The organism is Oerskovia sp. Root22 (assembly GCF_001429135.1).
Taxonomy (GTDB): domain Bacteria; phylum Actinomycetota; class Actinomycetes; order Actinomycetales; family Cellulomonadaceae; genus Oerskovia; species Oerskovia enterophila.
Genome location: NZ_LMIL01000011.1, coordinates 437,719 through 464,065, shown reverse-complemented (window position 1 = coordinate 464,065; position 26,347 = coordinate 437,719). Strand labels below are relative to the sequence as shown.

The 26,347-nt window shown below is 73.2% G+C and carries 26 protein-coding genes and 2 riboswitches; of the genes, 11 read left to right on the top strand and 15 right to left on the bottom strand.

Going from position 1 to position 26,347, the window contains the following annotated elements:
• Window positions 1-44: 44 nt before the first annotated feature.
• The 3 genes from ASE15_RS17435 to ASE15_RS17425 form a co-directional block, all read right to left on the bottom strand.
• Window positions 45-770 (bottom strand): GNAT family N-acetyltransferase, encoded by a 726-nt coding sequence (locus ASE15_RS17435; RefSeq protein WP_082609000.1) that lies wholly within the window; start codon window positions 768-770, stop codon window positions 45-47.
• A gap of 308 nt (window positions 771-1,078) precedes the next feature.
• Window positions 1,079-3,265, bottom strand: a complete 2,187-nt coding sequence (locus ASE15_RS17430) for an acyl-CoA dehydrogenase (RefSeq protein ID WP_056764653.1) — start codon at window positions 3,263-3,265, stop codon at window positions 1,079-1,081.
• Between the two features lie 37 nt (window positions 3,266-3,302).
• A complete protein-coding gene (locus ASE15_RS17425; protein WP_369800642.1) occupies window positions 3,303-4,037 on the bottom strand; it encodes a TetR/AcrR family transcriptional regulator in 735 nt (244 codons plus the stop codon).
• 331 nt (window positions 4,038-4,368) lie between these two features.
• On the opposite strand from ASE15_RS17425, the gene ASE15_RS17420 reads away from it, so the two are divergent.
• From ASE15_RS17420 to ASE15_RS17410, 3 genes are read left to right on the top strand one after another with little or no spacing between them, the layout of a single operon-like run.
• Window positions 4,369-5,820, top strand: coding sequence for an acetyl-CoA C-acetyltransferase (locus ASE15_RS17420; RefSeq protein ID WP_082618555.1), 1,452 nt, complete (start codon window positions 4,369-4,371; stop codon window positions 5,818-5,820).
• An 11-nt stretch (window positions 5,821-5,831) separates the two neighbouring features.
• Window positions 5,832-7,184 (top strand): 3-oxoacyl-ACP reductase, encoded by a 1,353-nt coding sequence (locus ASE15_RS17415; protein ID WP_056652511.1) that lies wholly within the window; start codon window positions 5,832-5,834, stop codon window positions 7,182-7,184.
• Window positions 7,181-8,158 carry a MaoC/PaaZ C-terminal domain-containing protein gene (locus ASE15_RS17410; RefSeq protein WP_056764651.1) on the top strand — a complete coding sequence of 326 codons (978 nt, stop codon included), beginning with the start codon at window positions 7,181-7,183 and terminating at the stop codon, window positions 8,156-8,158. The genes ASE15_RS17415 and ASE15_RS17410 overlap by 4 nt, the downstream gene beginning before the upstream one ends.
• An 88-nt stretch (window positions 8,159-8,246) precedes the next feature.
• On the opposite strand, the gene ASE15_RS17405 is transcribed toward ASE15_RS17410, so the two are convergent.
• From ASE15_RS17405 to ASE15_RS17395, 3 genes are all read right to left on the bottom strand, one after another.
• On the bottom strand, window positions 8,247-10,421 hold the full coding sequence (locus ASE15_RS17405) for a CocE/NonD family hydrolase (RefSeq protein WP_056764649.1): 2,175 nt from the start codon (window positions 10,419-10,421) through the stop codon (window positions 8,247-8,249).
• Between the two features lie 78 nt (window positions 10,422-10,499).
• Window positions 10,500-11,993, bottom strand: coding sequence for a peptide MFS transporter (locus ASE15_RS17400; RefSeq protein ID WP_235534508.1), 1,494 nt, complete (start codon window positions 11,991-11,993; stop codon window positions 10,500-10,502).
• Window positions 11,994-12,096: 103 nt separating this feature from the next.
• Window positions 12,097-12,717, bottom strand: a complete 621-nt coding sequence (locus ASE15_RS17395) for a GNAT family N-acetyltransferase (RefSeq protein ID WP_056652523.1) — start codon at window positions 12,715-12,717, stop codon at window positions 12,097-12,099.
• 120 nt (window positions 12,718-12,837) lie between these two features.
• On the opposite strand from ASE15_RS17395, the gene ASE15_RS17390 reads away from it, so the two are divergent.
• Complete coding sequence (locus tag ASE15_RS17390) at window positions 12,838-13,014, top strand: CsbD family protein (RefSeq protein ID WP_056652525.1); 177 nt, start codon at window positions 12,838-12,840, stop codon at window positions 13,012-13,014.
• A 66-nt stretch (window positions 13,015-13,080) separates the two neighbouring features.
• Here the strand turns inward: ASE15_RS17390 and ASE15_RS17385 are convergent, their stop codons facing one another.
• The 3 genes from ASE15_RS17385 to ASE15_RS17375 all read right to left on the bottom strand — a co-directional run bounded on the left by ASE15_RS17385 (window position 13,081) and on the right by ASE15_RS17375 (window position 16,532).
• Entirely contained in the window at window positions 13,081-13,815 is a 735-nt protein-coding gene (locus tag ASE15_RS17385; RefSeq protein ID WP_082618554.1) for a GNAT family N-acetyltransferase, read from the bottom strand.
• Between the two features lie 124 nt (window positions 13,816-13,939).
• Window positions 13,940-15,340, bottom strand: coding sequence for an aminotransferase class V-fold PLP-dependent enzyme (locus ASE15_RS17380; RefSeq protein ID WP_056764647.1), 1,401 nt, complete (start codon window positions 15,338-15,340; stop codon window positions 13,940-13,942).
• Between the two features lie 40 nt (window positions 15,341-15,380).
• Window positions 15,381-15,495, bottom strand: a riboswitch (SAM riboswitch).
• A 98-nt stretch (window positions 15,496-15,593) separates the two neighbouring features.
• Window positions 15,594-16,532, bottom strand: a complete 939-nt coding sequence (locus ASE15_RS17375) for a phosphotransferase enzyme family protein (RefSeq protein ID WP_082618553.1) — start codon at window positions 16,530-16,532, stop codon at window positions 15,594-15,596.
• A gap of 76 nt (window positions 16,533-16,608) precedes the next feature.
• Window positions 16,609-16,701: riboswitch (SAM riboswitch) on the top strand.
• Between the two features lie 6 nt (window positions 16,702-16,707).
• On the opposite strand from ASE15_RS17375, the gene ASE15_RS17370 reads away from it, so the two are divergent.
• The 5 genes from ASE15_RS17370 to ASE15_RS17350 all read left to right on the top strand — a co-directional run bounded on the left by ASE15_RS17370 (window position 16,708) and on the right by ASE15_RS17350 (window position 21,310).
• On the top strand, window positions 16,708-17,172 hold the full coding sequence (locus ASE15_RS17370) for a rhodanese-like domain-containing protein (RefSeq protein WP_056764645.1): 465 nt from the start codon (window positions 16,708-16,710) through the stop codon (window positions 17,170-17,172).
• 23 nt (window positions 17,173-17,195) lie between these two features.
• Entirely contained in the window at window positions 17,196-18,455 is a 1,260-nt protein-coding gene (locus tag ASE15_RS17365) for an O-succinylhomoserine sulfhydrylase (RefSeq protein WP_056764800.1), read from the top strand.
• 124 nt (window positions 18,456-18,579) lie between these two features.
• Complete coding sequence (locus tag ASE15_RS17360; RefSeq protein ID WP_056764643.1) at window positions 18,580-19,626, top strand: LLM class flavin-dependent oxidoreductase; 1,047 nt, start codon at window positions 18,580-18,582, stop codon at window positions 19,624-19,626.
• Window positions 19,627-19,693: 67 nt separating this feature from the next.
• Window positions 19,694-20,521 (top strand): MBL fold metallo-hydrolase, encoded by an 828-nt coding sequence (locus ASE15_RS17355; RefSeq protein ID WP_056764798.1) that lies wholly within the window; start codon window positions 19,694-19,696, stop codon window positions 20,519-20,521.
• A 117-nt stretch (window positions 20,522-20,638) separates the two neighbouring features.
• Window positions 20,639-21,310, top strand: a complete 672-nt coding sequence (locus ASE15_RS17350; protein WP_082618552.1) for a DUF1345 domain-containing protein — start codon at window positions 20,639-20,641, stop codon at window positions 21,308-21,310.
• A 9-nt stretch (window positions 21,311-21,319) separates the two neighbouring features.
• Here ASE15_RS17350 and ASE15_RS17345 read toward each other — a convergent pair whose 3' ends face one another.
• The 5 genes from ASE15_RS17345 to ASE15_RS17325 form a co-directional block, all read right to left on the bottom strand.
• Window positions 21,320-21,601, bottom strand: coding sequence for a hypothetical protein (locus tag ASE15_RS17345; protein ID WP_056764641.1), 282 nt, complete (start codon window positions 21,599-21,601; stop codon window positions 21,320-21,322).
• 115 nt (window positions 21,602-21,716) lie between these two features.
• Entirely contained in the window at window positions 21,717-22,445 is a 729-nt protein-coding gene (gene purQ / locus ASE15_RS17340; protein WP_056764639.1) for a phosphoribosylformylglycinamidine synthase subunit PurQ, read from the bottom strand.
• Window positions 22,445-22,717, bottom strand: coding sequence for a phosphoribosylformylglycinamidine synthase subunit PurS (gene purS, locus ASE15_RS17335; protein ID WP_056652540.1), 273 nt, complete (start codon window positions 22,715-22,717; stop codon window positions 22,445-22,447). Before purS ends, purQ begins: the two co-directional genes overlap by 1 nt.
• A 319-nt stretch (window positions 22,718-23,036) precedes the next feature.
• Entirely contained in the window at window positions 23,037-23,693 is a 657-nt protein-coding gene (locus tag ASE15_RS17330; protein ID WP_056764637.1) for a hypothetical protein, read from the bottom strand.
• The gene (locus tag ASE15_RS17325; protein ID WP_235534507.1) at window positions 23,693-24,091 is read right to left on the bottom strand and encodes a PadR family transcriptional regulator; all 399 of its coding nucleotides are present in this window, start codon (window positions 24,089-24,091) and stop codon (window positions 23,693-23,695) included. Before ASE15_RS17325 ends, ASE15_RS17330 begins: the two co-directional genes overlap by 1 nt.
• Before the next feature lie 106 nt (window positions 24,092-24,197).
• Here ASE15_RS17325 and ASE15_RS17320 point away from each other — a divergent pair, with 106 nt between their 5' ends.
• Entirely contained in the window at window positions 24,198-24,581 is a 384-nt protein-coding gene (locus tag ASE15_RS17320; protein ID WP_056764634.1) for an HNH endonuclease signature motif containing protein, read from the top strand.
• Here the strand turns inward: ASE15_RS17320 and ASE15_RS17315 are convergent.
• Window positions 24,548-25,504, bottom strand: coding sequence for a phosphoribosylaminoimidazolesuccinocarboxamide synthase (locus tag ASE15_RS17315; RefSeq protein ID WP_056652554.1), 957 nt, complete (start codon window positions 25,502-25,504; stop codon window positions 24,548-24,550). The genes ASE15_RS17320 and ASE15_RS17315 overlap by 34 nt on opposite strands.
• A gap of 404 nt (window positions 25,505-25,908) precedes the next feature.
• Here ASE15_RS17315 and ASE15_RS17310 point away from each other — a divergent pair, with 404 nt between their 5' ends.
• On the top strand, window positions 25,909-26,331 hold the full coding sequence (locus ASE15_RS17310) for a hypothetical protein (protein ID WP_235534506.1): 423 nt from the start codon (window positions 25,909-25,911) through the stop codon (window positions 26,329-26,331).
• Window positions 26,332-26,347 lie beyond the last annotated feature (16 nt).

Below are 26,347 nucleotides of genomic sequence, written 5' to 3'. Positions count from 1 at the left end.
CCGCAACCTCGTGCTCGGTCGACCGGAACCTCGTGGTCGACCGCTCAGCCGAGCCCGAGCATCTCCCGCACCGGCCCGACACCGTGCAGCGTCACCTCGGGTCGCAACGCCTCGCCGCGGGCCTCCCAGTCCGCCCGGTCGAGGCGGTACCGGACGTCGACCGCAGGCTTGCCCTCGCGAGCGAGCGTCGCCGTGCCGTTGGGCCGGTAGCCGATCTTGCGCGTGACACCGTTCGACGGGCCGTTGTCCTCCCAGGCCGACGTCGTGGCCGTCTGCGCACCGAACCCTGTGAAGAGGAGCTCGAGGATCATGAGCCGCGCGAGCGTGCCGACGCCGGCCCCCTGGTGCCGCCGCCCCAGCCACGAGCCGGACTCCGCCGTGCGCGTCACGGCGAAGTCCGACGCCGTGATGGCCTGGACACCCAGCACCTCGCCGTCGCGGACCACGGCCAGCTCGATCGCCCAGGACGCGGGCGCGATCCGCGACGCCGCGCCCCACTGGTAGGCCAGGATGCTGCGGCCGACCTCGACCGCCGACCCCCGCGACCACGGGAACGCGAAGGGCATGAAGCCCTCGTCGTGGATGCCCTCGCCACCGATCGCCGCGAGCTGGAAGAGCAGGTCCTCGTCGAGGTGACGCAGCTCCAGGTCCCCCGAGACGACGCGCAGCCCGGACGGGGGCCAGAGCTCGGTGCGCGACGGGGGCTCGGTGCGGCGCACGGTCTGGGCGGGGGCGTCGGTCGCGGGATCGGCTGCTGGGTCATGTGCCATCGGTGCAGCCTGGCCGAGTGCACGGGGCGCGTCAACAGGATTCGTCGCCGGTCGCGGTGCCTTCGACGACGCACGAAGGGACCCGCGGGCCCGGTGCGACGGCTGGTGGTCGTCACGCCGGACCCACGGGTCCCTGGCTCCCTCGGCGGCGGTACCGCTCCGCCGGGCCCCGAGGTCGTTCGTGCGGTGGTGCTGCCGTGCTGGTCGAGCACGAGGTTGCGTGCGTTCGAGCACGAGGTTGCGGCCACTATCGACCGGACAACGACCGCAACCTCGTGCTCGGCACGGACAGCCAGCCCCGCGTGCCGTCAGCGCCTCGCGATCTTCGACCCGCCTCGTGCCGCCGCCTTGGCCGCCGCCTTCTCGCGCGCCTTGATCGACTTCTCGCTCACGGGCTCGTCGCCGCTGGCCCGCAGCTGCCGGTAGTACTCGCGGGCCTCGTCCTGACGCACCTGCTCGGCCCCCGACGCGATCTTGGCGCGCAGGTGCTCGGGGCCGTAGCCCCAGGCATCGACCAGGTCCTGGGCGTGGGGGCGCAGGCGTGCGACGAGGCGGTCGATGTAGCCCGTCACGATGCGCGCACGCTGCGCGGACAGGCGCCCGTTGATCAGGTACCAGGCGAGGTTGCGCTCGATGACCGTGAGCCCGAACAGGTCGCGGACCCATGTGAGGACCTGGCGGGTGCCCGCGTCCTCGATGGTCTCGAGGGCCTGCGTGAACGCCTCCCAGTGCAGCAGGTCGGCGTGCGCCTTCGCCATCTCGATGAGCTCGTACTGGTGCTCGTTGAAGAGCTCGGCGGCCTTCTCCGGGGTGGCCTTCTGCGCGGGGCGCAGGGCCGCGGCGACGTCGGCGACCATGGTCTCGACGCGGTCCGTCAGCAGCTCGCGCTGGTTCCCGACGTCCTTGAGGTGCCCGGCCGCACGGCGCGGGTCGCCCACGTCCGCGATGGTCTGCGCGGCGCGCTTGAGCGGTGTGCGGTGCAGCGCGGCGTCGGCGGCCTGCTCGACCACGAACCGGGCCATCTGCCCGGGCGAGATGTCCTTGAACTCCTTGCCGTAGTCGGCCAGGAGCCGCTTGGCGACGAGCTGGAGCAGCACGGTGTTGTCGCCCTCGAACGTCACGTACACGTCCATGTCTGCGCGCAGGCTCGTGATCCGGTTCTCGGTGAGGAACCCCGCGCCGCCGCAGGCCTCGCGCGCCTCCTGGAGGGTGTCGAGCGCGAACCACGTGCTCATCGGCTTGAGCGAGGCCGCCATGGTCTCGAGGTCCTCGCGCGACTCGGGCGTGTCGTTCTCGCCCGAGAACACCAGGTCGAACAGGTCGAGCAGGCGGTCGTGCGCGAAGTGCATCGCGTACGTCTGCGCGATGCGCGGGATCAGGCGACGCTGGTGCGTGCCGTAGTCGAGGATCACGACCTCGTCGACGGGCGAGGCCGCGTTGAACTGACGGCGCTGGTTGCCGTAGGTCACCGCGGTCGCGAGGCCCAGCTTCGACGCGGTGATCGCGGCGCCGTCGAGCGAGACGCGGCCCTGGACGAGCGAGCCGAGCATCGTGAAGAAGCGACGCCCGGGGCTGTCGATCGGCGAGGTGTACGTGCCGTCCTCGGCGACCTGGCCGTAGCGGGCCAGGAGGTTCTCGCGCGGGACCCGGACGTGCGTGAAGTGCAGGCGACCGTTGTCGATCCCGTTGAGCCCGCCCTTGAGCCCGTCGTCCTCCCCGCCGACGCCGGGCAGAAAGGCCCCCGCGCCGCCGTCGGGCGTGGTCTCACGGATGGGCGCGTAGAACGCGTGGACGCCGTGGTTGACGCCGTTCGTCACGAGCTGCGCGAAGATGACCGCCGCCGTGCCGTTGACCGCCGCGTTGCCGAGGTAGTCCTTCCAGGCCCCGCGGAACGGGGTGTGGACGACGAACTCCTGCGTCGCCGGGTCGAACGTCGCGGTCGTCGCGATCGAGGCGACGTCCGAGCCGTGCCCCGTCTCGGTCATGGCGAACGCGCCGGGCACCGAGGCGTCCATCGCGGCCGGGAGCAGGCGGTCCTGCTGCTCGGGCGTGCCGAGGTGCAGGATCGCCGCGGCGAACAGGCCCCACTGGACGCCCGCCTTGATCTGGAGCGAGGGGTCCGCCGCGACGAGCTCCTCGAACCCGGCGAGGTTGCCGCCGGCGTCGTCCTGCCCGCCGAGGCGCGTCGGGAACCCGCGGTGCACCTGCCCGATCTCGACGAGCTGCTTGACCTGGTCCATGACGCGCTCGCGGTGCTCGGTGAGCGAGAGCCCCTCGATGCGCTGGAAGCGCTCCTCGCCCGCGGTCGCGCGCGCCTTGGCGCGCAGGTCGGCCCAGCGGCCCAGGAGCTGGTGCGAGAGGTCGGCCACGTCGATGCGGACCTCGCCCTCGGGCATCGGGGGTGTGACGCCTGCGGCGGGGATGGACGTGGAGGTCGCTGCGCCGTCGCCCCGCTGGGTGTCGCGGGCGGCGGTGCGGTCAGAGGTGGTGGTCATCGGGACTCCTGTGTGCCGGTGGTAGCCATGAGAAGGATCAGAGGTCGTCGGTGGAGGGGGCGGCCGCGCCGTCCGGGGCGGCCGCGCCGTCCGGGGCGTCGCCACGAGCGGCGGGTGCAGCGTCGCCCGCGGCGGTCGCGCCCCGACCACGGGCCATGACGCCCACGGGGCCGCCCCACAGCCAGGCTGCGACCCGCTCGGTGAGCTCGTCGCGGTCCGGGGTGTCGGGGTCGTCGTGGTGGCCGAGCCACCACTCGCCCGCGCCGCGCACGAACCCGACGGCGCCCGCGGCCCAGGCCGCGGCGTCGGCGGGCGTGACGTCGGCCGCGCGCGTGAAGGGCTGGGCGACCAGCTCGGTCACCGAGTCGAGGAACGCCGCGAGGGGCGCGGAGGCCGTGCGCGCGGTGCCGTCGGTGCCGGCGATCGCGCCCGTACGGGTCACGAAGTAGTAGACGTTGGGCGAGCTCGCGATCATCTCGAGGTAGACGCCGACCATGGCGCGCAGCGCCCGGCGCGGCGTCTCGGCGGACTCCGCGGCCTGCGTCAGGGCGTCGTGCATCTGCCCGACGACCGAGGCCCCGATCGCGATCTGCAGGCCGGTCTTGTCCTCGAAGTAGCGGTAGATGATCGACTTGGACGTGCCCGAGGCCGCCGCGATCTCGTCCATGGACACCCCGGGGCCGCCCTTGTGGACGGCCTTGCGCGCCGCGTGCACGAGCTCGGCGCGGCGGATCGCCCGGTGGTCGTCCCACCGGGTCGAGCGTCCGTCCACGACGGGAGCGGGAGCAGGTGCGGGGGTGCGGCCAGGGGCACGGTGGAGCACGGCGGTCCGCGGTCGCCCGGTCCTGCCGTTCGTGTCGCCGTTGATCACACAGTCCTCCAGAGGTGCCCGACGTCGGTGTCGTCCCTGGTCGTCCGTCCGTCGGTCCGCGAGTGGTCCTCACGACGGCGTCCTACCCTGGCGGGAACGCCGGGCACAGGGAGTGAAGGGTGTGACCCGCCTCACGATACCGAGAGTATCAGGTACTGTGGGTCTTGGACACCGCGTGGATCGCGCCCGCGGTCCGAGACCCTCAGCAACGAAGCGAGAGAGAGCAGCCGAAGTGGCCATCCGGAAGACGCAGCAGCCCACCCCCACACCCAGCTCCGCCCAGCAGCCCCCGGCCCTCCGCGACGCCTACGTCCTGGGCGGCAACCGCATCCCGTTCGCGCGTGCCGGCGGGAAGTACACGGGAGCCAGCAACCAGGACATGTTCACGGCCGCCCTCGAGGGGCTCGTGGCCCGCTACGGCCTCCAGGGCGAGCGCCTGGGCGAGGTCGTCGGCGGTGCGGTGCTCAAGCACTCGCGCGACTTCAACCTGGTCCGCGAGTCGGTCCTGGGCTCGTCGCTCTCGCCGCAGACCCCCGCGTTCGACCTCCAGCAGGCGTGCGCCACGGGCCTCGAGGCCGTCGTGACGGTGTCCAACAAGATCCGCCTCGGGCAGATCGAGTCGGGCATCGCGGGCGGCTCCGACACGGTGTCCGACGCCCCCATCGCCGTCAGCGAGGGGCTGCGCAAGGCGCTGCTCAAGGCCAGCCACGCCAAGACCCTGGGTGCGCGCCTCAAGGCGTTCGCCTCGGTGCGCCCCGGCGACCTGGCGCCGTCGACCCCCAGCACGGGCGAGCCCCGCACGGGCCTGTCGATGGGCGAGCACCAGGCGATCACGACCGCCGCGTGGGGGATCACGCGCGAGGCCCAGGACGAGGTCGCGCTGAACAGCCACCTGCACCTCGCCGCCGCGTGGCAGGCCGGGTTCTTCGACGATCTCGTGACCCCGTTCCGCGGCCTCACGCAGGACCAGAACATGCGCGCCGACTCGTCGGCCGAGAAGCTCGCGTCCCTCAAGCCCGTGTTCGGCAAGCACCTCACGCCGAGCGCGCCCACGCACGGGGCGGCGGCGGGCGGAGACGCCGGACCCGCTCAGCAGGTGGGCCCCACGATGACCGCAGGCAACTCGACCCCTCTGACCGACGGCGCCTCGGTCGTCCTGCTCGGCTCGCGCGAGTGGGCCGCCGAGCACGACCTGCCCGTCCTGGCCCGCGTGGTCGACGCCGAGTCCGCGGCCGTCGACTACGTGCACGGCCACGAGGGCCTGCTCATGGCCCCTGCCCACGCGGTCCCCCGCCTGCTCGCCCGCAACGGCCTCACGCTCGAGGACTTCGACGTCTACGAGATCCACGAGGCCTTCGCCTCGACGGTCCTGACCACGCTCGCCGCATGGGAGGACGACAACTACTGCCGCACCGAGCTCGGCCTCGACGGCGCCCTGGGCTCGATCGACCGCTCGCGGCTCAACGTGAACGGCTCGTCGCTCGCCGCAGGGCACCCGTTCGCCGCGACAGGCGGGCGCATCGTCGCCACGGCCGCGAAGCTCGTCGCGCAGAAGGCCGCGGAGACGGGCCGCCCGGCACGGGCGCTCATCTCGATCTGCGCGGCCGGAGGCCTGGGCCTCGCCGCGATCCTCGAGAGCGCCGACGACCTGTCCGCCACGCCCGCGCAGAGCACCGAGAGCTGAGGGACCCCGCCATGACCGACAAGTACCTGTCCGCGGTGAACTCCGGCTTCACCAAGACGCTCGCCACGAAGCTCGGCCTGCCCCGGCCCGCGGTCCTGCGCCGCTACCGCGCGGGCGACCCGCTCGTCCCGGGCCCCGTGCTCGTGATCGGCGAGCCCGGCTCGGCCGCCGACACGACCGCGGTCGCCCAGGCCCTGCTCGGCTGGGACCTCGACGTGCGGCAGAACGCGAACGGCGCCGAGACCCGCTGGGGCGCGATCGTCGTCGTCCTGACGGGCGCGACGAGCCCCGCCGACTTCTCGGCCCCCGTCCTCGAGCTGGGCGCGAACCTGCGTCAGCTCGCGCCCGGAGGCCGCGTCGTGACCGTCTCGCGCGCACCGTCCGACGACGACACGCCCCTGCTCGCGGCGACCCGCCAGGGCGTCGACGGGTTCCTGCGCTCGCTCGCCAAGGAGCTGCGCGCAGGCGCCACGGCGAACGGCATCCAGCTCACCGAGGACGCCGCCCCCGACAGCACGTCGGCCCTGGCCACGCTGCGCTTCTTCCTCTCGGCGAGGTCGGCGTTCGTCGACGGCCAGCTGCTGCACGTGGGTCCGGCCCCGACCGAGGCGAGGCCCGACTGGGACCGACCCCTCGCGGGCCGGGTCGCGGTCGTGACGGGCGCGGCCCGCGGGATCGGGGCCGCGATCGCCCGGACCCTGGCCCGCGACGGCGCGACGGTCGTCGTGGTCGACGTCCCCGCGGCCGGCGAGTCGCTCGCCAAGGTCGCCAACGAGATCAAGGGCACGGCCCTCCAGCTCGACGTCACGGCCGAGGACGCGGGCGCCCGCATCCTCGAGCACGCACGGACCCGCCACGGCGGCCTGCACGTCCTGGTCCACAACGCCGGGATCCTGCGCGACAAGCTCCTCGCCAACATGTCCCCCGACAAGTGGGACGCCGTGATCGCGGTCAACCTGCTCTCGCAGCTGCGGATCAACGAGTACCTGCTGGGCGCGAACGGCTTCTCCGAGGCCCCGCACATCGTCTCGCTCGCCTCGACGAGCGGCATCGCGGGCAACCGCGGGCAGACGAACTACGGCGCCTCCAAGGCCGGGGTCATCGGGCACACGCGCGCGACGGCCCGCCTCCTGGCACCCCTCGGCGGCTCGGCCAACGCGGTCGCGCCCGGATTCATCGAGACCGACATGACGGCCTCGATCCCGCTCGTCCAGCGCGAGATGGCGCGGCGCGTGTCGTCGCTCCAGCAGGGTGGCCTGCCCGTCGACGTCGCGGAGGCCATCGCCTTCCTCGCGTCCCCCGCTGCGGGCGGCGTCAACGGCCAGGTGCTGCGCGTGTGCGGCCAGAGCCTGGTGGGCGCGTGACGGCCGCCGCTCAGGAGGCCCCGGAGCGCCGCAACCCGCGTCTCGTCACGCTGCCCTCTCTGCCGGCGCTCGGCGGTCTGTACGCGAAGGGCGTGGCGTCGTCGGGCCGGATCGCCGTGACGCGCTCCCCCGTGGGGCGCGTCCTGCCCGGGCCGCGCGACGTCGTCCTGCCCGACGTCGTCTACCGCGTCGCCGACGTCCCGACCGCGGGCGTGACCGAGCACCTGACCGACTACCAGCGCCTCCTCGGCGAGCGCGTGAGCGACACCCTGCCCGCGGGGTACCTGCACGTGCTCGCGTTCCCGCTCGCGACCGCGCTCATGGTGCGCGGCGACTTCCCGCTGCCGCTGCTGGGGCTCGTGCACGTGTCGAACGCGGTCTCGGTGCACCGGCCCGTGCGCGTCGGCGACGTGCTCGAGGTCCGCGCGACGGCCGAGGACCTGCGCGCGCACCGGCGCGGGGTCCAGGTGGACCTCGTGACCGAGGTCAGCACGGGCGGCGAGCTCGCGTACCGCGGCGTCTCGACGTACCTGGCCAAGGGGTTCGGCCTGCCGTCGGAGGAGGAGGCGCCCCCTCAGCGGACCGAGGAGGCGTCGCGCGAGGAGTTCGTGCCGCCGGTCCCGACGGCACGCTGGGAGCTCGGCAGCGGGATCGGGCGCGCGTACGGCGCGATCTCGGGCGACCGCAACCCCATCCACACCTCGGTCCTGGGCGCCAAGGCGTTCGGGTTCCCGCGGACCATCGCGCACGGCATGTACACGGCTGCACGCGCGCTGGCCGAGGTCGGCGCGGCACGCGGTGACGCCTACGACTGGACGGTCGAGTTCGCCGCGCCCGTCCTGGTCCCGGGCACGGTCCAGGTCGCCATCACGCGCGTGCCCGACGACGGCGCTCACCCGGGCGGGTTCACGTACGTGGGCTGGAACGGGAAGAGCGGCAGGCGGCACCTCAGCGGGACGGTCACGCCGCGCTGAGCGCTGCTCCCGCCGCTCGCCGAGAAGTGAGCAGATGCCCCTGATCGGGTCAGATCAGGGGCATCTGCTCACTTCTCGGCAGGAGCGTTCACCCCGCGGTCCGCCGGATGCTGCGCCGCCACCGACGTTCGAACACCACGTCCTCGCCGTCGCGCGCCACGACCACGTCGTCGGTGTGGAAGAACTCGGCGTCGCACGAGATCTCCGAGCGCGTCACGACGCTCGCGTCCCACGCGAGGTCGGACGGCGTGGCACCGGGCCGACGCAGCCGCACGCTCCAGTCGGAGCGCGTGCGTGCGCTCAGCGGGTCGCGCCCGATCCAGTAGCGCTCGAGCGCGTCCTCGGTGAACTCGAGGCCGTCGGGGTAGATGCGCGTCCCGCCGTACCTCGGGTCCACCTCCAGGAGCCACTCGTCGGCCGCGACGTCACGCACGACGCGCCGCTCGGGCCGCTGGTCCGCGTCCTCCGGGTAGACGACGCCGAGCGGGGGCGCCTGCTCGGGCTCCTCGAAGGTGACGACCGGGTGCCCGCCGGGAGCTGCGCCGTCGTGCAGCGGGAGCTCGAGCGAGCTGCCCGCGGGCGCGACCGCGAGCGCAGCTCCGCCCGGCTGCGGCCACACCCACGGCCAGTACGCCGAGGAGAGCGCGAGCCGGAGCCGGTGCCCGGGAGCGAGCGCGTACCCCACGCCGCTGAGCTCGAACGTCACGTCGTGCGTCGCGCCGGGCTCCCAGGGGACGACGCGGTCGCGCCCCTCGCGGGCCGACAGGTTGAGCACGCCACGGGTCACGAGCGTCGAGGAGCCGTCGGGGCCCACGTCGCACAGCCGTGCCACGACCTGCCCCTTGTCGCCCGCGCACGACAGGCGCAGGCGGACCCGTGCACGGCCCAGGATCTCGAGCCGCTGGGTGAGCGGCGGCGAGTCGAAGCACACGGACCGCCCGTCCTCCTCGCGCTGATCGGGCGGCAGGTCCGCGTCGTTCCCGAACGGGAAGAAGCGCCCCGCGTCGATCCCGGTGTGCTGGGGAGAGGCCACGAGGCACGACGGCGGCACGTCCGCCGGGGCGGCCGGCCCACCGCTCGCAGGGCCCGGGCGGGCGGGAAGGTGCGTGACGAGCGGGGCGGTCGTGCGCAGCACGGTGGCGACCGCTGCGTCGTCGACGTCGTCGGTGCCGCCAGGCGCTCCCGCGAACGGGAGGACCGTCGGCCGGACGTGCGGGGACGGCCACCGCTCCTCCCCGACCCAGCGCCCGGGCAGCTCGTCGTAGACCGTGGCGGGAGGCACTGACTCGGTGACCCATGCGCGCAGCGCCGGCTCGTCGAGGGCGCCCGTGTCCTCGTCCTTGAGGAACTGGTCCCACCAGCGCAGGGTCTCCTGGAGGAAGCCGATCGAGGGGCCCGGTGGCAGGCCGCGGTCGGGGTACTGGTGCGACCAGGGACCGACGATGCCGCGGACCGGGCCCCCCAGGGCGCGGTCGCCGTCGGCTGTCGCGTCACCCGCGGCCACGAGCCGCAGGACCGTGTCGCGGTAGGGGTCGTTCCACCCGCCGACCGCGAGCACCGCGGCCTTGATCGCCGAGTAGTCCTCGATGACGCTGCCGTGGCGCCAGTAGTCGTCGCGCGTCTGGTGGTCGAGCCAGGTGTGGACGAACGGCTCGGTGTGCTCGAGGCGGTCGAGCCACTGCTCCTTCCACCGGTCGCCCACGACGGCCGGGTCCGGGGGCCGGGAGCCGAACGCGAGCATGGTCGCGGCCCACGCGTGCATGTCGACCGCGAGGACCGATCCGCCCGTGTAGTGCACGTCGTTGTCGTACCGGTCGTCGGTCGAGCACACCGTGACGATCGCCGCGAGCGCCTCGGGCGCGAGGGCCGCGACCTGCAGGGCGTTGAACCCACCCCACGAGATGCCGAACATCCCGACCTTGCCGCTGCACCACTCCTGCGCGGCGAGCCACTCGACGACCGCGACGCCGTCGGCGAGCTCGGTCGGGGAGTACTCGTCGTCCTGGTGGCCGTCCGAGTTCCCGCTGCCGCGGATGTCGACGCGCACCGACGCGTACCCGTGGCCCGCGTAGTACGGGTGGCGCTGCGCGTCGCGCGGGGCGGTCCAGTCGGACAGCCGGTAGGGCAGGTACTCCAGGATCGCGGGGACGGGCGTGGGGTCGACCGGTCGCCAGACGCGCGCGGCGAGGCGCGTCCCGTCGGCGAGGGGTATCCAGTGGTCCTCGACCGTGGTCTCGAACGGGAGCTCGGTCACGTACCGCATGGTCATTCCTCCGGTGCTGGGTGGTGCGGGTGGTGCAGGTGGTGCAGTCGTTCGGGTGCTGCCGGTGGCGCGCACCGGTCAGTGGACAGGGTGCATGGTTCGTCTCATCCAGGGCGAGAGGACCAGGACGACGACCGCGACGAGCACCGCGACCGCGCCGTTGAGCGTGAAGTAGAGGCCGTCGGGGATCTCGCCGTAGAAACGGACGGTCTGCGCCTGGATGCCGTTCGCGAGCGCGATCGACAGGAACCACACGGCCATCGACTGGCTCGAGAACGCCGCGGGGGCGAGCTTGGTCGTCGCGGACAGGCCCGTCGTCTGGAGCAGCACGTCACCGAGCCCCAGCAGCAGGAGCGAGGCCAGGAGCCACCACACGGCGATCTTCCAGTCGCCGCTCTGCCCCGTCACGGCGGGCACGAGGACCAGGTAGGACAGGCCGCCGAGCAGCGCGCCGATCGCGATCTTCTTGGACGCGTGCGGCTGCCGGGGCCCGAGCCAGGTCCACAGCGCCGCGACCACGGGCGCGACGAGCACCTCGACGCCGCCCAGGAACGAGCTGAACCAGGCCGCGGGGGCCTGCCACCCGAAGATCGTGCGCTCGACGTGCTGGTCGGCCAGCAGGATCAGGACGCTGTACGCCTGGAACAGCACGAAGTTGAACGCGACCGACGCGAACCACAGCACGAGGAACGGCCGGAGCCGCCCGCGTTCCTCGCCCGTCACGCGGGGGCTGCGGAACATGACGGTGAAGTAGACGATCGGGGCAGCCATGGCGACCACGGTCAGCGCGTCGACGACGCCCGCGATGCTGAGGCGCCCCACGAGCGCGAGCCCGACGGCGAGGATCACCACCCCGGCCGCGACCCCTCCCAGGATCCACAGGGTCCGGCGCATCACGGCCGGCGGCAGGGGCGCCTCGGGGCCGCGCCCGTGACCCGGGATGTGCCTGCGTCCCACGACGTACTGGATCACTCCCGCGGTCATGCCGATCGCGGCGGCCGAGAACCCCCAGTGCCAGCCGACGTCGGCGCCGAGCCAGCCCGTGACGAGAGGACCGAAGAACGCCCCGACGTTGATGCCCATGTAGTAGAGCGCGAACCCCGCGTCCCGGCGCTCGTCCGTGGTCGAGTAGAGCTTGCCCACGAGGGTCGACACGTTGGGCTTGAGAAGTCCCGTGCCCAGGCTGATGAGGACCAGGCCGAGCCACGTCGAGAGCTCGGCGGGGATCGCCATGGTGTAGTGCCCGCACGCGATGAGGATCCCGCCCCACAGGACCGCGCGGTACGAGCCCAGGACCCGGTCCGCGATCCACCCGCCCCCGACCGAGACCAGGTAGACCATGGTCCCGTAGCCGGCCGCGATCGAGGCGGCCTGCCCGGCCTCCATCCCGAGCCCGTCGTCCGCGACGGTCGCGGTGAAGAACAGCACGAGGATGGCCTGCATCCCGAGGAACGAGAACCGCTCCCAGACCTCGAGGCCGAACAGGGTCGACAGACCTCGCGGGTGCCCGAAGAAGGCTCTGTCGTCCGGGTCGACCGCGGGTCCTGCCGGTCGTGCGTCCTCGGTCGTCAACAGCCCTCCAGCGGTCGGTGCGCCCACCGCAGGCTCGCGGAGGCATCCTTCCAACCTAGGCAGGTTCGTCGCCCGAGGCCACAGGGACGCCCCGGTGGCGCCGTCAGACGACCCGATCGAGGCCCTCCAGGCGCGCGAGCCGGTCGAGCAGGCCGTCCCGGACGGCCGGCCACTCGTCGGCGAGGACCGAGAAGTAGGCCGTGTCGCCGCGCGACCCGTCGGGCGCGACACGGTGGCTGCGCAGCACCCCCTCGGGTACGGCCCCGAGGCGCTGGATCGCCGCGATCGAGCGGGAGTTGCGCGCGTCGGCCCGCAGAGCGACGCGTTCGACGTCGAGCACCTCGAACGCGTGCCGCAGCAGCAGGTACTTGCACGCCGGGTTGGTCACGCCGCCCCACCAGGGACGGTCGTAGAAGGTCGAGCCGAGCTCGACGCGGCCCTGCGAGGGCGACCACTCGTAGAGCGAGGTGCTGCCGCGGACGGACGTGGCGTCGTCGGGCCCCTCGCCGGGGACACGCGGCCCGACGACGGCCCACGCCAGGCGCCCCGGCGCCGCCACCGCGTCGCGCACGTAGGCGGACATGGCGGGCGTCCCGCGCGGCGTGGGCGACGACATCCCTGCCCACAGGGCATCGTCGACGAACGCCCCCAGCTCGGGCGCGTGCTGCTCGCCGAGCGGCTCGAGGCGCAGCCCGAACCCTTCCAGGACCGTGACGTTCTCCATGCGGTCATCCTGCCGGACAGGACGTGAGGATCTTGTGAACCGCCCGTCCCCCGAGATGCGAGTCGCCCGGGGGCCTGCCTACGGTCGATGCGAACCAACCACCACCGAGGGAGGAACCCCATGGGACTGGGAGACAAGATCAAGCACGGTGCCGAAGAGGCCAAGGGCAAGGTCAAGGAAGGCGCCGGCAAGGCGACCGGCAACGAGAAGCTCGAGGCCGAGGGCCACGCCGACCAGGCGAAGGCCAACGTCAAGCAGGCCGGTGACGACGTCAAGGACGCCTTCACGAAGGACTGACCGCAGACGAAGGACGCCCCGGGACCCGTACGGGTCCCGGGGCGTCGCTGTGGACGGGGGAAGTTCTCAGAGGGCGACGGCGGGCGGCAGGGCCGTGACCGAGCCGACGGCCTGACCGGCCGCCTCGGCGACGTGGTCCGCGACCGGCGGGACGACCGACAGGAGCGGCGTGGTCACGGGCTCGCCGGCGGTGGACATCTCGACGGGGCCGAGCACCGGGACGATCCGCGGGCTCGTGATCCGCGCGAGCAGGCCGAGCTCGACGCCCGCCCACTCGTGCGCGAGGATCGAGAAGCACACCGAGTCGGCACGCGTGCCATCGGGGGCCGTGCGATGACCTCGCATGACGCCCTCCTCGTACGCGCCGAGGCGACGCATCGCGGCGAGCGAGCGCGCGTTGCGCGCGTCCACCCGGAAGCCCACGCGGTGCACGTCCCACGACTCGAACGCATGTCGGAGCAGCAACCATTTCGAGACCGGGTTCACGAGGCTCCCCCACGTGGAACGGGCGTAGAAGGTCCGCCCGATCTCCACGCGCCTGTCGTCGAGCGACAGGTCACGGAAAGCGGTGCTCCCCACCACGAGACCCGAGCCCGCGTCGACGACGGCGAAGGCCGTCAGCGCCCGGGTAGCCCGAGTGTCCTCGATGAAGTTCACCATCCCGACCTCCCCCGCAGGGAGGGTCGTACTCATACCCGCCCACATCGTCGGATCGACGATCTGAGCCAGCGCACCGGCGTGCGCGACAGCCAGGGGTTCGAGGCGGAACCCGTGGCCTTCCAGGACGACATCGTGCTGCACAGCGCATATCAGAACACACGCGGGCGTCGCCGCCAAGACCACAGAGCGGTCGTTCGTGGGCGACGAGGTGACGCACGGGTGAACGTTGCGCTCCGAGGAGTGTCTCCGCAGGTCAGAGGGCTCGTCAGGCCGGGGCCGGACCGCACCCCACGGCGGCCGTGATGTTGCCGACCGCGGCGGTCGCGAACAGCCCGGAGAGCCCTGCGACCTGGAGCAGCGGACGAGGGTCGTCGCTCACGACCCAGCAGCCGTCGACGACCTCGTACCGGGCCTTGACCCCCTCGCCGACGTAGGCGCGCAGCGCCGCGATCAGGCGCTCGATCTCCTCGCCCGTGGTGCCCACGCCGATCGACGCCCGGATGGCACCGGCCGGGAAGCCCAGGCGGGCCAGGAGCGGGTGCGCGCAGAACCGGCCGTCACGCACGCCGATGCCGTGCTCGGCCGAAAGGTAGGACGCGACGAGGCCCGCGTCGTGGCCGTCGACCGAGAAGGTCACGACGCCCACAGGGTCCACGGCGTCGGCCCAGGCGCGGACGACGCGCACGCCGTCGATCTCCTCGAGCCCGTCGACGAGACGGGCACGCAGCTCGGTCTCGTGCGCGACCAGCACGCCCGGCTCGAGCGCCGCGAGCGCGTCGCACGCCGAGGCGAGCGCGACCGCGCCGATCACGTTGGGCGACCCGGCCTCGTGCCGCGCCGGGGCGCTCTGCCACGTGGTGCCGTCGAGCGTCACGTTGCGCACCGCGCCGCCCCCGGCGAGGTAGGGCGTGCCGGCGTCGAGCCAGTCACGGCGCCCCACGAGCGCGCCCGCACCGAACGGCGCGTAGGTCTTGTGGCCCGAGAACGCGACGTAGTCCACGTCGCTCGCGGCGAGCGAGACGCCCCGGTGCGGGACGAGCTGGGCGCCGTCGAGCAGGACCCGCGCTCCGGCGTCGTGCGCCGCGGCGACGACCTCGGCGAGCGGCAGCGACTCGCCCGTGACGTTCGAGGCCCCCGTGATCGCGACGAGCGCGTACGGGAAGCGCGACAGCTCTGCGCGCAGCCCGGACAGGGTCTCGGCGACCGTCGCACCGCCGACCAGGACCGTGGCCCCGCCCGTGCGCTGCCACGGCAGGAGGTTCGCGTGGTGCTCGACGTCCAGCACGAGCACACGGCCCGGCGAACCGTCGGCCTGGGCCGGGACGCAGCCCGCGAGCAGGTTGAGCGAGTCCGTGGTGTTGCGCGTGACGATCGTGACGTCGTCCTCGCGGGCGCCGACGAACGCGCCGATGGTCTGGCGCGCGGCCTCGTAGAGCGCGGTCGACACCTGAGACAGGTAGCCCGCGCCGCGGTGCACGCTCGCGTAGAGCGGCAGGACCTCGTTGACGCGGTCGGCCACGACCTGCAGCGCCGGGGCCGACGCCGCGACGTCGAGGTTGGCGTACGGGACGCTGCGCCCGTCGACGAGGGGGACCAGGGTGTCGCTGCCCACGACGGGCAGCACGGCACACGAGGTAGGGGCTTCGATGACTGCGTGTGCGCTCATGGCACGTCCTCCGGTGGTCGTCGGAGTTCGCCCTGCGGCCCCTCCGCGCTTGCCCCCCTCCTTGTAGAGAGGGACCTGGTCGTCACCCGGGGCACCCCGCCGCGGAGGAGGGTTGCCGGCCAGCAAACCGGGGTTTTGCGCTGGCACTCATGACCTGGTGTCAAGGATGGGCGAGGCCCGCAGAGCGTGTCAACCGGTGGGCACGGCGTCTCGGATGGTGGGCAGAGGGTGCCTGTCAGGCGGTCGAGCCCGCTCAGCGAGGCGACGCGTCCGCGAGCGCCTGAATGTGTCGCGCGTCGGCCCGGTACATGGCCGCGTGCTCCCGGAAGTCGTCCCGCCCGGTCGCTGACGCCCGCTCGTCGGTGAAGGCCGCGAGCTCGTCGAGCCGCGCGACCACGACGGTCAGGACCTCGCGACGCGAGAAGGGCAGCCCGTAGGCCGCGACTAGCGCGTCGAGGCGCGCGAGAGGATCCAGGCGCCCGACGACGTCGGCTCCCTCCCCGTCCCCGGCGTCCGCCACGAGGGGCACGAGCCGGTAGCCGAGGTAAGCCAGGTCCCAGATCCGGGGGCCGGGGCTCGCGGTATCGAAGTCGATGAGCCCGACGACGACCCCGTCGCGAAAGACCAGGTTGTACGGGGCGAAGTCGTTGTGGCACACGACCTCGACCGGCTCGCGCGCCGGGAGCTGCCAGGTCGGGGCGGCGGCGGGTGCGGGGACGGCGGCAGCGCCGTCGACGACGGAGCCCCCGGGGAGCCCGCTGTCGGCCGTGGCGGCGAGGAACCCGATGCTCGCGTCGTGCACGCGCCGCAGCAGCGCGCCCGCGTCACGGAGCACCGACTCGTCCCAGACCCACAGGGGAAGGGGATAGTTCGCGACGTCGCCCGGGAGATAGGACAGGACCTCGCGCCCCTGCTCGTCGGTCCCCAGCGGCTCGGGCACCTCGGTGATGCCGTGCGCGCGCAGGTGGCGCAGGAGCGCGTGGACGGTCGGCGTCCAGGGCCCGGCGGTCCGGCGGACCGTGTCGCCGCTCCGCACGACGGTCGAGGAGTTGCCCCCGGTCAGGACCTCCTCGGGCGGGCTCTGGTCACGACCGCCTGCCGTGAGGTAGAGGGCTTGCGTCGAGGTAGAGGCCCCGAGCCCGCTGTCTCGACGGGAATCCTCTACCTCGTGGCGGCGCGCAGGGTGCTCCATGCGCAGCAACCTATCCCCTGCCCACCCTGCGAGACACCCGTTTCACTCCGTGGGCACGGTGACGTACGATCCGACGCAACCATCCAGAGCGGCTGAGTGACTTGGCACGATGACGCCGCAGCAACCCCCCGGTGACGGGCGAGGGTGCTACCGCCACGACCGATGGAGGATCACCATGAGTGCCCCCGACCGCGCGACCGCTGCACCGGTCCCCGACGCCCGGCCCGCCGACGGCTACGCCGGCGACATCACTCCCCAGCAGGCATGGGGCCTGCTCCAGAGCGCCCCGGGCGCCGTCCTCGTCGACGTCCGCACCGACGCCGAGTGGCGCTTCGTCGGCGTCCCCGACCTGTCCTCGACGGGCCGCGAGCCGGTCCTGACCCAGTGGGTCACGGTCGAGGGCCGGCCCAACCCGTCGTTCGTCACGGACCTCGCCGCGGCCGGCGTGACACCCGAGACCCCCGTCGTGTTCCTGTGCCGCTCGGGAGCCCGTTCGATCGGCGCGGCCAAGGCCGCGACCGCCGCCGGCCTGGGCCCCGCGTACAACGTCCTCGAGGGCTTCGAGGGAGCGCTCGACGGCGCCGGTCACCGTGGTTCCGACGGCTGGCGCGCAGCGGGCCTCCCCTGGAAGCAGTCGTGAGCGCCGCGACCGGGGACGGCGTCCTGCGCATTCCCGCCGGGGTCCCGGGCGGCTCGGGCCGCGGCCCGCTGCCCCGCTCGGTGCGGCCCGACACCCTCGCGGTGCGCGGCGGCCACGCCCGCTCGAACTTCGAGGAGACGAGCGAGGCGCTCTTCCTCACGCAGGGCTACGTCTACGGGAGCGCCGCCGAGGCAGAGGCCGCCTTCGCGGGCGAGGTCGACCGCTTCATCTACTCGCGCTACGGCAACCCGACCGTGCACACGTTCGAGGAGCGGTTGCGACTCATCGAGGGCGCCGAGGCCTGCTACGCCACGGCGTCGGGCATGTCCGCGGTCTTCACGTCGCTCGCGGCCCTGGTCGGTTCCGGGTCGCGCATCGTCGCGGCCCGCGCCCTGTTCGGCTCGTCGCTCGTGATCTTCGACGAGATCTTCGCCAAGTGGGGCGTGCGCACCGACTACGTCGACGGTCACGTGCTGTCGCAGTGGGAGGAAGCGCTGTCGACCCCTGCGGACGTCGTCTTCTTCGAGACCCCGTCCAACCCCATGCAGGACGTGATCGACGTGCGCCGCGTGAGCGACCTCGCGCACGCGGCGGGGGCCGTCGTCGTGCTCGACAACGTGTTCGCGACCCCCGTGCTGCAGAAGCCGCTCGAGCTCGGTGCGGACGTCGTCGTGTACTCGGCGACCAAGCACATCGACGGGCAGGGGCGCGTGCTCGGCGGCGCGATCCTGGGCTCCGAGGAGTACGTCAAGGGCCCGGTCCAGACCTTCATCCGCAACACCGGGCCCTCGCTCAGCGCGTTCAACGCGTGGGTCCTGGTCAAGGGCCTCGAGACCCTGTCGGTGCGCGTCAAGGCCCAGAACGCCGCAGCGCTCCAGGTCGCGACCGCGCTCGAGGAGCTGCCCGGCATCACGGCCGTGCGCTACCCGTTCCTCGCCTCGCACCCCCAGGTCGAGCTCGCCAAGGCCCAGCAGAGCGGCGGCGGGACGGTCGTGACGTTCAACCTCGACGTGCCCGGCGCCGACGACCCGGGCACGGACGCCGAGCTCCTCAAGAAGCGCACGTTCCAGTTCCTCGACGCCCTGCAGATCGTGGACATCTCCAACAACCTGGGCGACGCCAAGTCCCTCATCACGCACCCCGCGACCACGACGCACCGCAAGCTGGGCGCGGAGGGCCGTGCCGCCGTCGGGATCGCGGAGACGACCGTGCGCCTGTCGATCGGCCTCGAGGACCCGCTCGACCTGATCGAGGACGTCGAGCAGGCGCTCGCCGCGCGCTGAGCCGCCCGCCGCACCGCTGCGTGCGGAGTACTCGTCGTGAGACCGGCCGGACGGCGACGAGTACTCCGCACCCGGTAGCAGCGGGCAGGAATACCCTGACCGCCTCCCGGGGTTGGACCTGGCGATGACTATCTCGCCGCGCCTCTCCGTCCTCGACCTCGTCCCCGTCCGTTCGGGACAGTCCAGCTCCCAGGCCATCGCCGCGTCCCTGGACCTCGTGCGCCTCGCCGACCGCCTCGGCTTCACGCGCTACTGGTTCGCCGAGCACCACAACATGCCCGCGGTCGCCGCGTCCGCCCCGCCCGTCATGATCGCGGCGGCCGCCGCGGTGACCGAGCGGATCCGCGTCGGCTCGGGCGGCGTCATGCTCCCCAACCACGCGCCGCTCGTCGTGGCCGAGCAGTTCGCGGTCCTCGAGGCCCTGGCCCCGGGACGCGTCGACCTGGGGATCGGCCGGGCGCCCGGCAGCGACCCCGTCGTCACGGCCCTGCTCCGCAGCAGCGGCCCCACGTCCGACGTCGACCGCTTCCCCCAGCACGTCCAGGACATCCGCTCGCTCATGAGCGCCGAGGGCGCCTCTGTCCGCCTCACGAGCGGCCAGGTCTACGACGTGCACGCGACCCCGGCCGCCGAGTCCGTGCCGACCGTCTGGCTGCTCGGGTCGAGCGACTACTCGGCACGCCTGGCCGCCGAGCTCGGCCTGCCGTACGTGTTCGCCAACCACTTCTCGGGCGCCGGCATGGACGAGATCCTCGCGCTGTACCGCGACGGCTACCGCCCGTCGCCCGAGCACCCGGCGCCGGAGACGTTCCTGACGGTCAACGTGTCGGTCGCCCCGACGCTCGCCGAGGCCCGTGCGCGCGCGCTGCCCCAGGCCCGCATGATGGCCCGCCTGCGCTCGGGCAAGCCGCTGGGCGCCCAGGAGACGGTCGAGGACGCGGCGTCGACGCCGCTCGACGGGCTCACGTCCCAGATGGCCGACGAGATGCTCGACCGCTGGATCGTCGACGAGCCCCAGGCTGCCGCGCGTCGCGTGCGCGAGCTGGCCGCCCGGCACGGCGTCGACGAGGTCATGGTCGTGCCCGTCGCGGCGTCCCGCGCCGACGAGTCGCTCGACGCGACGCCCGGCCGCACGCAGACGCTCGAGCTGCTCGCGGACGCGCTCGCCTGACGACCGTCCCGTGAACCCGACGCGGCCAGAGCGCACCCGACCGCCCACCGACGCGGCGCCGTCGGGCGTGCCCGTGCGCGTCACGGACCACGCCTCGGTGCTGCTCGCCCCGAACCCCGGACCCATGACGCTCGACGGGACAAGGTCCTACGTCCTGGCCGCGCCCGGCGCGCGCACGCGCGTGGTCGTCGACCCGGGGCCCGACGACGTCGCTCACCTCTCGGCCCTGGCCGACGGGCCGCGCGTCGAGCTGGTCCTCGTCACGCACCGGCACGCGGACCACACCGCAGGGGCGGCGCGCTTCGCCGAGCTCACCGGGGCGCCCGTCCGGGCGGCCGACCCCGTCCACTGCCACCCCGCGGGGGGCGGGCCGCTCGGCGGGTCAGCGCACGGGGGAACGGCCGAACCGCTGCACGGGGGCGAGGTCCTCCGTGCGGCCGGGCTGCGGATCGAGGTCGTCGCGACCCCGGGCCACACCGCCGACTCCCTGAGCTTCCGCCTGCCGGACGACGGACCGCGCGGCTCGGTGCTGACGGGCGACACGATCCTCGGGCGCGGCACCACGGTGATCTCCGCGCCGGACGGCTCGCTGAGCGACTACCTCACGAGCCTCGACGCGCTCGAGGCGTTCGGGGCCGCGACCGTCCTGCCCGCGCACGGCCCGCACCTGGACGACCTGTCCGCCGTCGTGCGGGCGTACCGCGAGCACCGGCTGGGGCGGCTCGCCGAGGTGCGCGCCGCCCTCGCCGCGGCGAGGCTCGCGGGAGACCCCGTGACCGACCGGCTCGTCGAGCAGGTCACGGCGGTCGTCTACGGCGCCGTCGCACCCGGGGTGCTCCCGGCCGCCCGGCAGAGCGTCCGCGCCCAGCTCCGGTACCTCGCCGAGCGCGCGTAGCGCGACGGGCACGGCGAGCGCACAGCGCACGGTGCAGCAGATCCGCACGCTGGAGCCGGAGCGACCGAGACGCCGATCCGGCGCGACGGGCCGTGGGGCCGGTGGTTGACTGACCGCGTGACCCCCTCGATCCCGGACCTCCCGACGTCCCCCGCCCGCCGCGACGCCCTGGGCGCAGGTCCTGCCGTGCGCCTCGGCGCCGGTGTCGCCCTGGGGGTCCTCGCGGGGATCTGGTTCGGCACGCAGGGATACCCCCGGTTCGCGGTCCTCGCCGGATGGAGCGTCGCCGCGCTCGTCTTCACGACCTGGACCTGGGTCGTCGTGACCCCCATGGACGCGCGGCTGACCGCGAGCCACGCGACCCGCGAGGAGCCGTCCCGGCGCGTGACCCACCTGTTCATCCTCGCGGCCTCGCTCGCGAGCCTCGTGGGGGTCGCGCTCCTCCTGCTGGCCTCACCCGAGAAGAAGAGCGCCCAGGCCGTGAGCGCGGTGTTCGCCGTGGCCTGCATCGCGGTCTCGTGGGCCGCGGTCCACACCCTGTTCGGGCTGGCCTACGCCCGTCAGTACTACACGGGCGAGGACGGCGGGATCGACTTCAACCAGGTCGAGCCGCCGCGCTACCTCGACTTCCTGTACGTGGCGTTCACGGTCGGGATGAGCTTCGCGATCTCCGACACCAACGTCACGTCGGGAGAGATCCGGCGGACCGCGCTGGGCCACTCGTTGCTGTCCTACTTGTTCGGGACCGTGATCATCGGTGCGGTCGTGAACCTCGTCGCAGGGCTCTGAGGCTCTGCGTCACCGGGCCCGGCGCGTCAGGACGCTCGACACGAGCGCCGCGACCGCGGCGACCGCCATGACCAGGAACAGGGCGACGGCGACCCGTAGCGGGGTGTACGCGATGCGCTCGGCCATCTCTCCGGCGGGGCCGGTCCAGCCCCACCCGGTGATCACTGCCTCGGCGCGCGTGGCGATGGCCCCGACCCGTCCAGGAGCCGCGCCCAGCGCCCCGGCGACCCACGCGAGGCAGTCGATCATGAAGGCGCCGAACGTGGAGGAACCGGACAAGAAGGTGGGCACGGGACCAAGGGTAGCGGGTTGCGCTCTCACCGCGCGGCAGCGCTCGGGGTGATATGCCGACGGCGGGACTCACCTCCTGGGTGAGCCCCGCCGTCGGGCAGTGCTGGTGCTGCGGTCAGGCCTGGACGAGCGTGCTCAGCACCGAGGTGAAGAAGCCCAGCCCGTCGGTGCCCGCGCGGGGCCCGGACTCGTTCGCGGGGCCGAACCCGGCCTCGACCGCGTGCTCGGGGTGCGGCATGAGACCCACGACGTTGCCCGCCGCGTTCGAGATGCCCGCGATGTTGCGGCGCGACCCGTTCGGGTTCCAGCCCTCGTAGCGGAAGACCACGCGGCCCTCGGCCTCGAGCTCGTCGAGCGTGCGCTCGTCGGCGACGAACTGGCCGTCCTGGTTCTTGAGCGGCACCGTGATGCGCTGGCCCGTGGCGTAGTCGCGCGTCCAGGCCGTGTCCGCGTTCTCCACGACCATGGTCTGCTCGCGGCAGATGAACGCGAGGTGGTCGTTCTTGATCATCGAGCCGGGCAGCAGGTGCGCCTCGGTGAGGATCTGGAAGCCGTTGCAGATGCCCAGGACGGGCAGGCCGCCCTTGGCCGCGTCGACGAGCGAGTCCATGACGGGCGCGAAGCGGCTGATCGCCCCGGCACGCAGGTAGTCGCCGTACGAGAAGCCGCCCGGGAGCACGACCGCGTCGACCCCGTGCAGGTCCGCGTCCGCGTGCCACAGGGACACGGGCTCGCCGCCGGCCAGGCGCACGGCACGGGCCGCGTCCCGGTCGTCGAGCGTGCCGGGGAACGTGATGACACCGATCCGGGCCGTGGCCAGGCCGGTCGCTGCGGGGGCGCTCATCAGGCGCTCTCCCCGCCCAGCTCGGCCGTCAGCTCGGCGACGAGGACGACGTCCTCGATGACCGGGTTCGACAGGACCTTCTCGCCGGCCTCGCGGGCCGCGGCGAGCACCTCGGGGGTGACGTCACCCTCGACCTCGAGCTCGAACCGCTTGCCCTGGCGCACGCTGGTGAACTGGGTGAAGCCCAGGCGCGGGAGCGCCCCGACGACGGCCTTGCCCTGCGGGTCCAGGATCTCAGGCTTGGGCATGACCTCGACGACTACGCGTCCCACGGGAGCTCCTCGGGAAGTTGGTCCGGCCGCTCGGCTCGGACAGGTCCGCACGAGGCTCGGGGCGCGCCGCGAGGGCGGCGACCGGGTCGCACGGATCTCGGTGGGTGGGGATTCCGGGGCCAGTTTACCCGGGCCACGCACGGGGCAGGGTCGCGTCTCAGGCGGCGGGCGCGGGTGCGGGCTGGGCGGGGTGCGGGGCGAGGCCGGCCGATGGTCGAGCGTGGTGCCGAGCACGAGGTTGCGGTCGTTCTGCGCGTCAGAACGAACACAACCTCGTGCTCGACGGCAGGGATCTCCCGGCCCGACGGCGGAGCTCGCCTCAGGAGGTCGGCTCGGATCCTCCGGCGGCACGCGGGGCAAACCTGGGAGCCGGGCGCTCGACGCCGGGGGGCAGCGGGACCGATGCTCGCGGCGGCAGGGGCATGTTGCCCTCCATGACGTGACGGCGCCAAGCACGTCGGACACGGTCCTTGCGGAAGGCCGTACCACCCACGAGGATCGTCAGCGCCATGAAGGCCCACCAGTACCAGGTAGCCAGGTAGAGCGGGATGTACGGCACCTGACCACTCAGGAAGGTGACGATGGTCGGGAGTGTCGCGAACGCGGTGACCATCCCCACCGTCCCGGCCTGAGCCCTGAACGCAAAAGCAGCCCCGTGGATGTCGTCCGCGACCCACCACCAGTGCTTCGCAGGAAGTCGCACGTCGAAGAACCGGTACAGCACCCACCGCCACAGCGGCGGTCGTTCACGCCACCGCAGTCCCCACCCCGCGCGCAGCAGGCCACGGACCTCGCCGACGCTCAGCCGGTCGGGCACGGGCGCACCGGTCGCCTCCGCAGCCGCTTGGGCCACGTCCTGCTGGACCGCGAGCAGCTCGTCGCCGTGGATCTCGCGCCAGCGGCGCGGGTAGGCGCGCGCCCAGAAGCGCGCGGACCGTTCGAAGCGCTCGTGGGGCGTCAGGTCGCGGCGGCGCATCAGGCCAGCCCTCCCGCGAGCCGGCCCGACGTCGGGCGTGCTGCCGTGCCCCGCCGGTCGAGGGCCTTCTGCGCCCTGGCGGCGAGCTCGCGGAGCCGGGCCGTCTCCTGCTCGGCCGCGCGACGGCCGTGGTCGGTGATCCGGTAGTAGCGGCGAAGACGACCGTCGACCACCTCCTCGCCCGAGGGCTCGATGAGCCCCGCACCCGAGAGCCGGTCGAGGTTGCCGTACAGGGTGCCGGCCCCCAGCGCCGTGGCGCCGTCCGACAGCTCGGCGACCGCCTGGATGACGGCATAGCCGTGGAGCGGCTCGGGCGTGAGCGAGAGCAGGATCAGGTAGGCCTGCTCGGTCATGCGGAACGGCTTGGCGCCCGGCGGGCCACTCGCAGCGGAAGTCATGGTCGATATATATCGCGCAACGACTCATGCAGCAACGGGACGCACCGGCCGCACTGCTCGACGGTTCCGCGTGTCGTTGTCGGACCCGGACGCTACGATCGAACACATGTTCGAATCGCTGCTCGAAGCCCGCCCTGGGCCTGGGGTCCAGGTGATCGCTGCCGTCCTCTCGCGCGACCGCACGTGCACGTTCCCGGGGTGCGCCGTGCCCGCGTTCCGCTGCGACCTCGACCACGTCAGGCGCCCGTCGCCGCCGGGACCGGGCGTGACGCAGGAGACCACGGACGTGGGCCCCGACGAGCTCATCTCGTTGTGTCGGCACCACCACGTGGTCCGGGCGCGGCACGGCTGGCGCCCCGAGCTCGCGATCGACGGCACGGTCCGCTGGACGTCACCGACGGGGCACCGCTACGTCCGCGAGCGCCCCGGGACCGCGGTTCAGACCAGCACCGCCGCTCAGAACAGGGAGTCGCCCGTGATCCGTTCGTAGGCCTCGAGGTAGCGGTCGCGCGTGCGCTCGACGACGTCGGCAGGCAGCGACGGCGGCGTGGCGTCGGACGCGCGGTCCCAGCCCGAGGCGTCGGAGGCGAGCCAGTCGCGGACGTACTGCTTGTCGAAGCTCGGCTGCGACTGCCCCGGCTGCCACTGGTCGGCAGGCCAGAAGCGCGACGAGTCGGGGGTCAGCACCTCGTCGCCCAGGACGGTCGCGCCCGTGACCGGGTCCACGCCGAACTCGAACTTGGTGTCGGCGAGGATCACGCCGCGCTCGCGCGCGATCTCCTCGGCGCGCGAGTAGACCGCGAGCGTCAGGTCGCGCAGCCGGGTCGCGGCCTCGAGCCCGATGGTCTGGGCGACGACCTCGAACGACACGTTCTCGTCGTGCTCGCCGACCTCGGCTTTGGCCGCGGGCGTGAAGATCGCCTCCGGAAGACGCGAGCCGTCGACGAGCCCCTCGGGCAGAGGAACTCCGCACACCGTACGGTCCACGCGGTACTCGACCAGGCCGGATCCGGTGAGGTAGCCACGGGCCACGCACTCGACCGGGAACATCTCGAGGCGGCGGCAGATCATGGCGCGACCGGCGACGACGTCCGGCACCAGGCCGTCGCCCGGCATGGCGCTGGCCTCGGTGCTCACCACGTGGTTGGGGACGAGGTCGGCGAGCTTGTCGAACCACCACAGGCTGAGCTGGGTCAGGACGACCCCCTTGTCGGGGATGCCCGGCGACAGGACGTGGTCGAACGCGCTCACGCGGTCGCTCGCGACGACCAGGACGACGTCACCGAGCGGGTGCGCCCCGCCGAGCTGCGCGAGGTCGGGCTCGTAGAGGTCGCGGACCTTCCCCGAGTAGACGTGCCGCCACCCCGGCAGGTCGAGGTGGGCCGTGTCGAGGGCGTCGCGCGAGTCAGTCACGGCGCCTAGTCTCTCATCCGGCGCACGCACGGTTCGGGGCGTCCGGATGGCGAGGCTCCGGCCTGCCGGACACCGCGACGTTCACCCAGGCCACCCTGGTCCGGGGCGTTCCGGGCCCACGGGGCCCACGGGCCGTGAACGTCCCGCCACCTGTGCCCTTCGGGCTCCCCGTCCGAGCCTCGTGCTGACATACCTCGTGCTGACATGCCTCGGTCCGCCGCCATGCGCACGGACCGACGCCACTGCTCGCCGCACGGCCGGGTCTCGGTGAGTGGCCCGTGTAGGGTCCTGGCAACGGTTTCGGGGCAGATGTCACCCACGACCCAGAGCGATGGAGCCCCGGCCTCGACGAGGAGGTCGTGCTGGGGCAGAAGGGCGGTTCAGGTCGGATGAGGCAGAGCATCTTGCTCAGCACAGCACTCGTCGGCACGCTCGGGCTCACGTCGGGGTGCGCCGGCATGGGCATACCCCGTCTCGATCCACTTCCCACCCCGACCGGACCGGTGCCGTTCGCGTACTGGCTCCCGTCAGAGCCGGGAGGAGACGCGGCGCAGCTCGAGGGCACGCTCGTGGAAGAGGACGGCTGTCTGTACGTCGACGCTGATTCGACGAGGTACCTTCCGGTCTTTCCCGCGGGTGCGGTCGCCTGGGACGGTTCGACCCTGACGACCACCAACCCGAGAGACCCCGCGACGAGGGACGACGTCGTCCCGGGCGAAGAGATCTCCCTGGGCGGCGGGGGCGGCGAAGGGATGCCAGGGCCCACCACCCTGGTCCCTGACGCCTGCGACCTGGCGGACGGGTACTTCGTGGTCGCCGCACCCTAGGCGCTGGGGGAGCCGG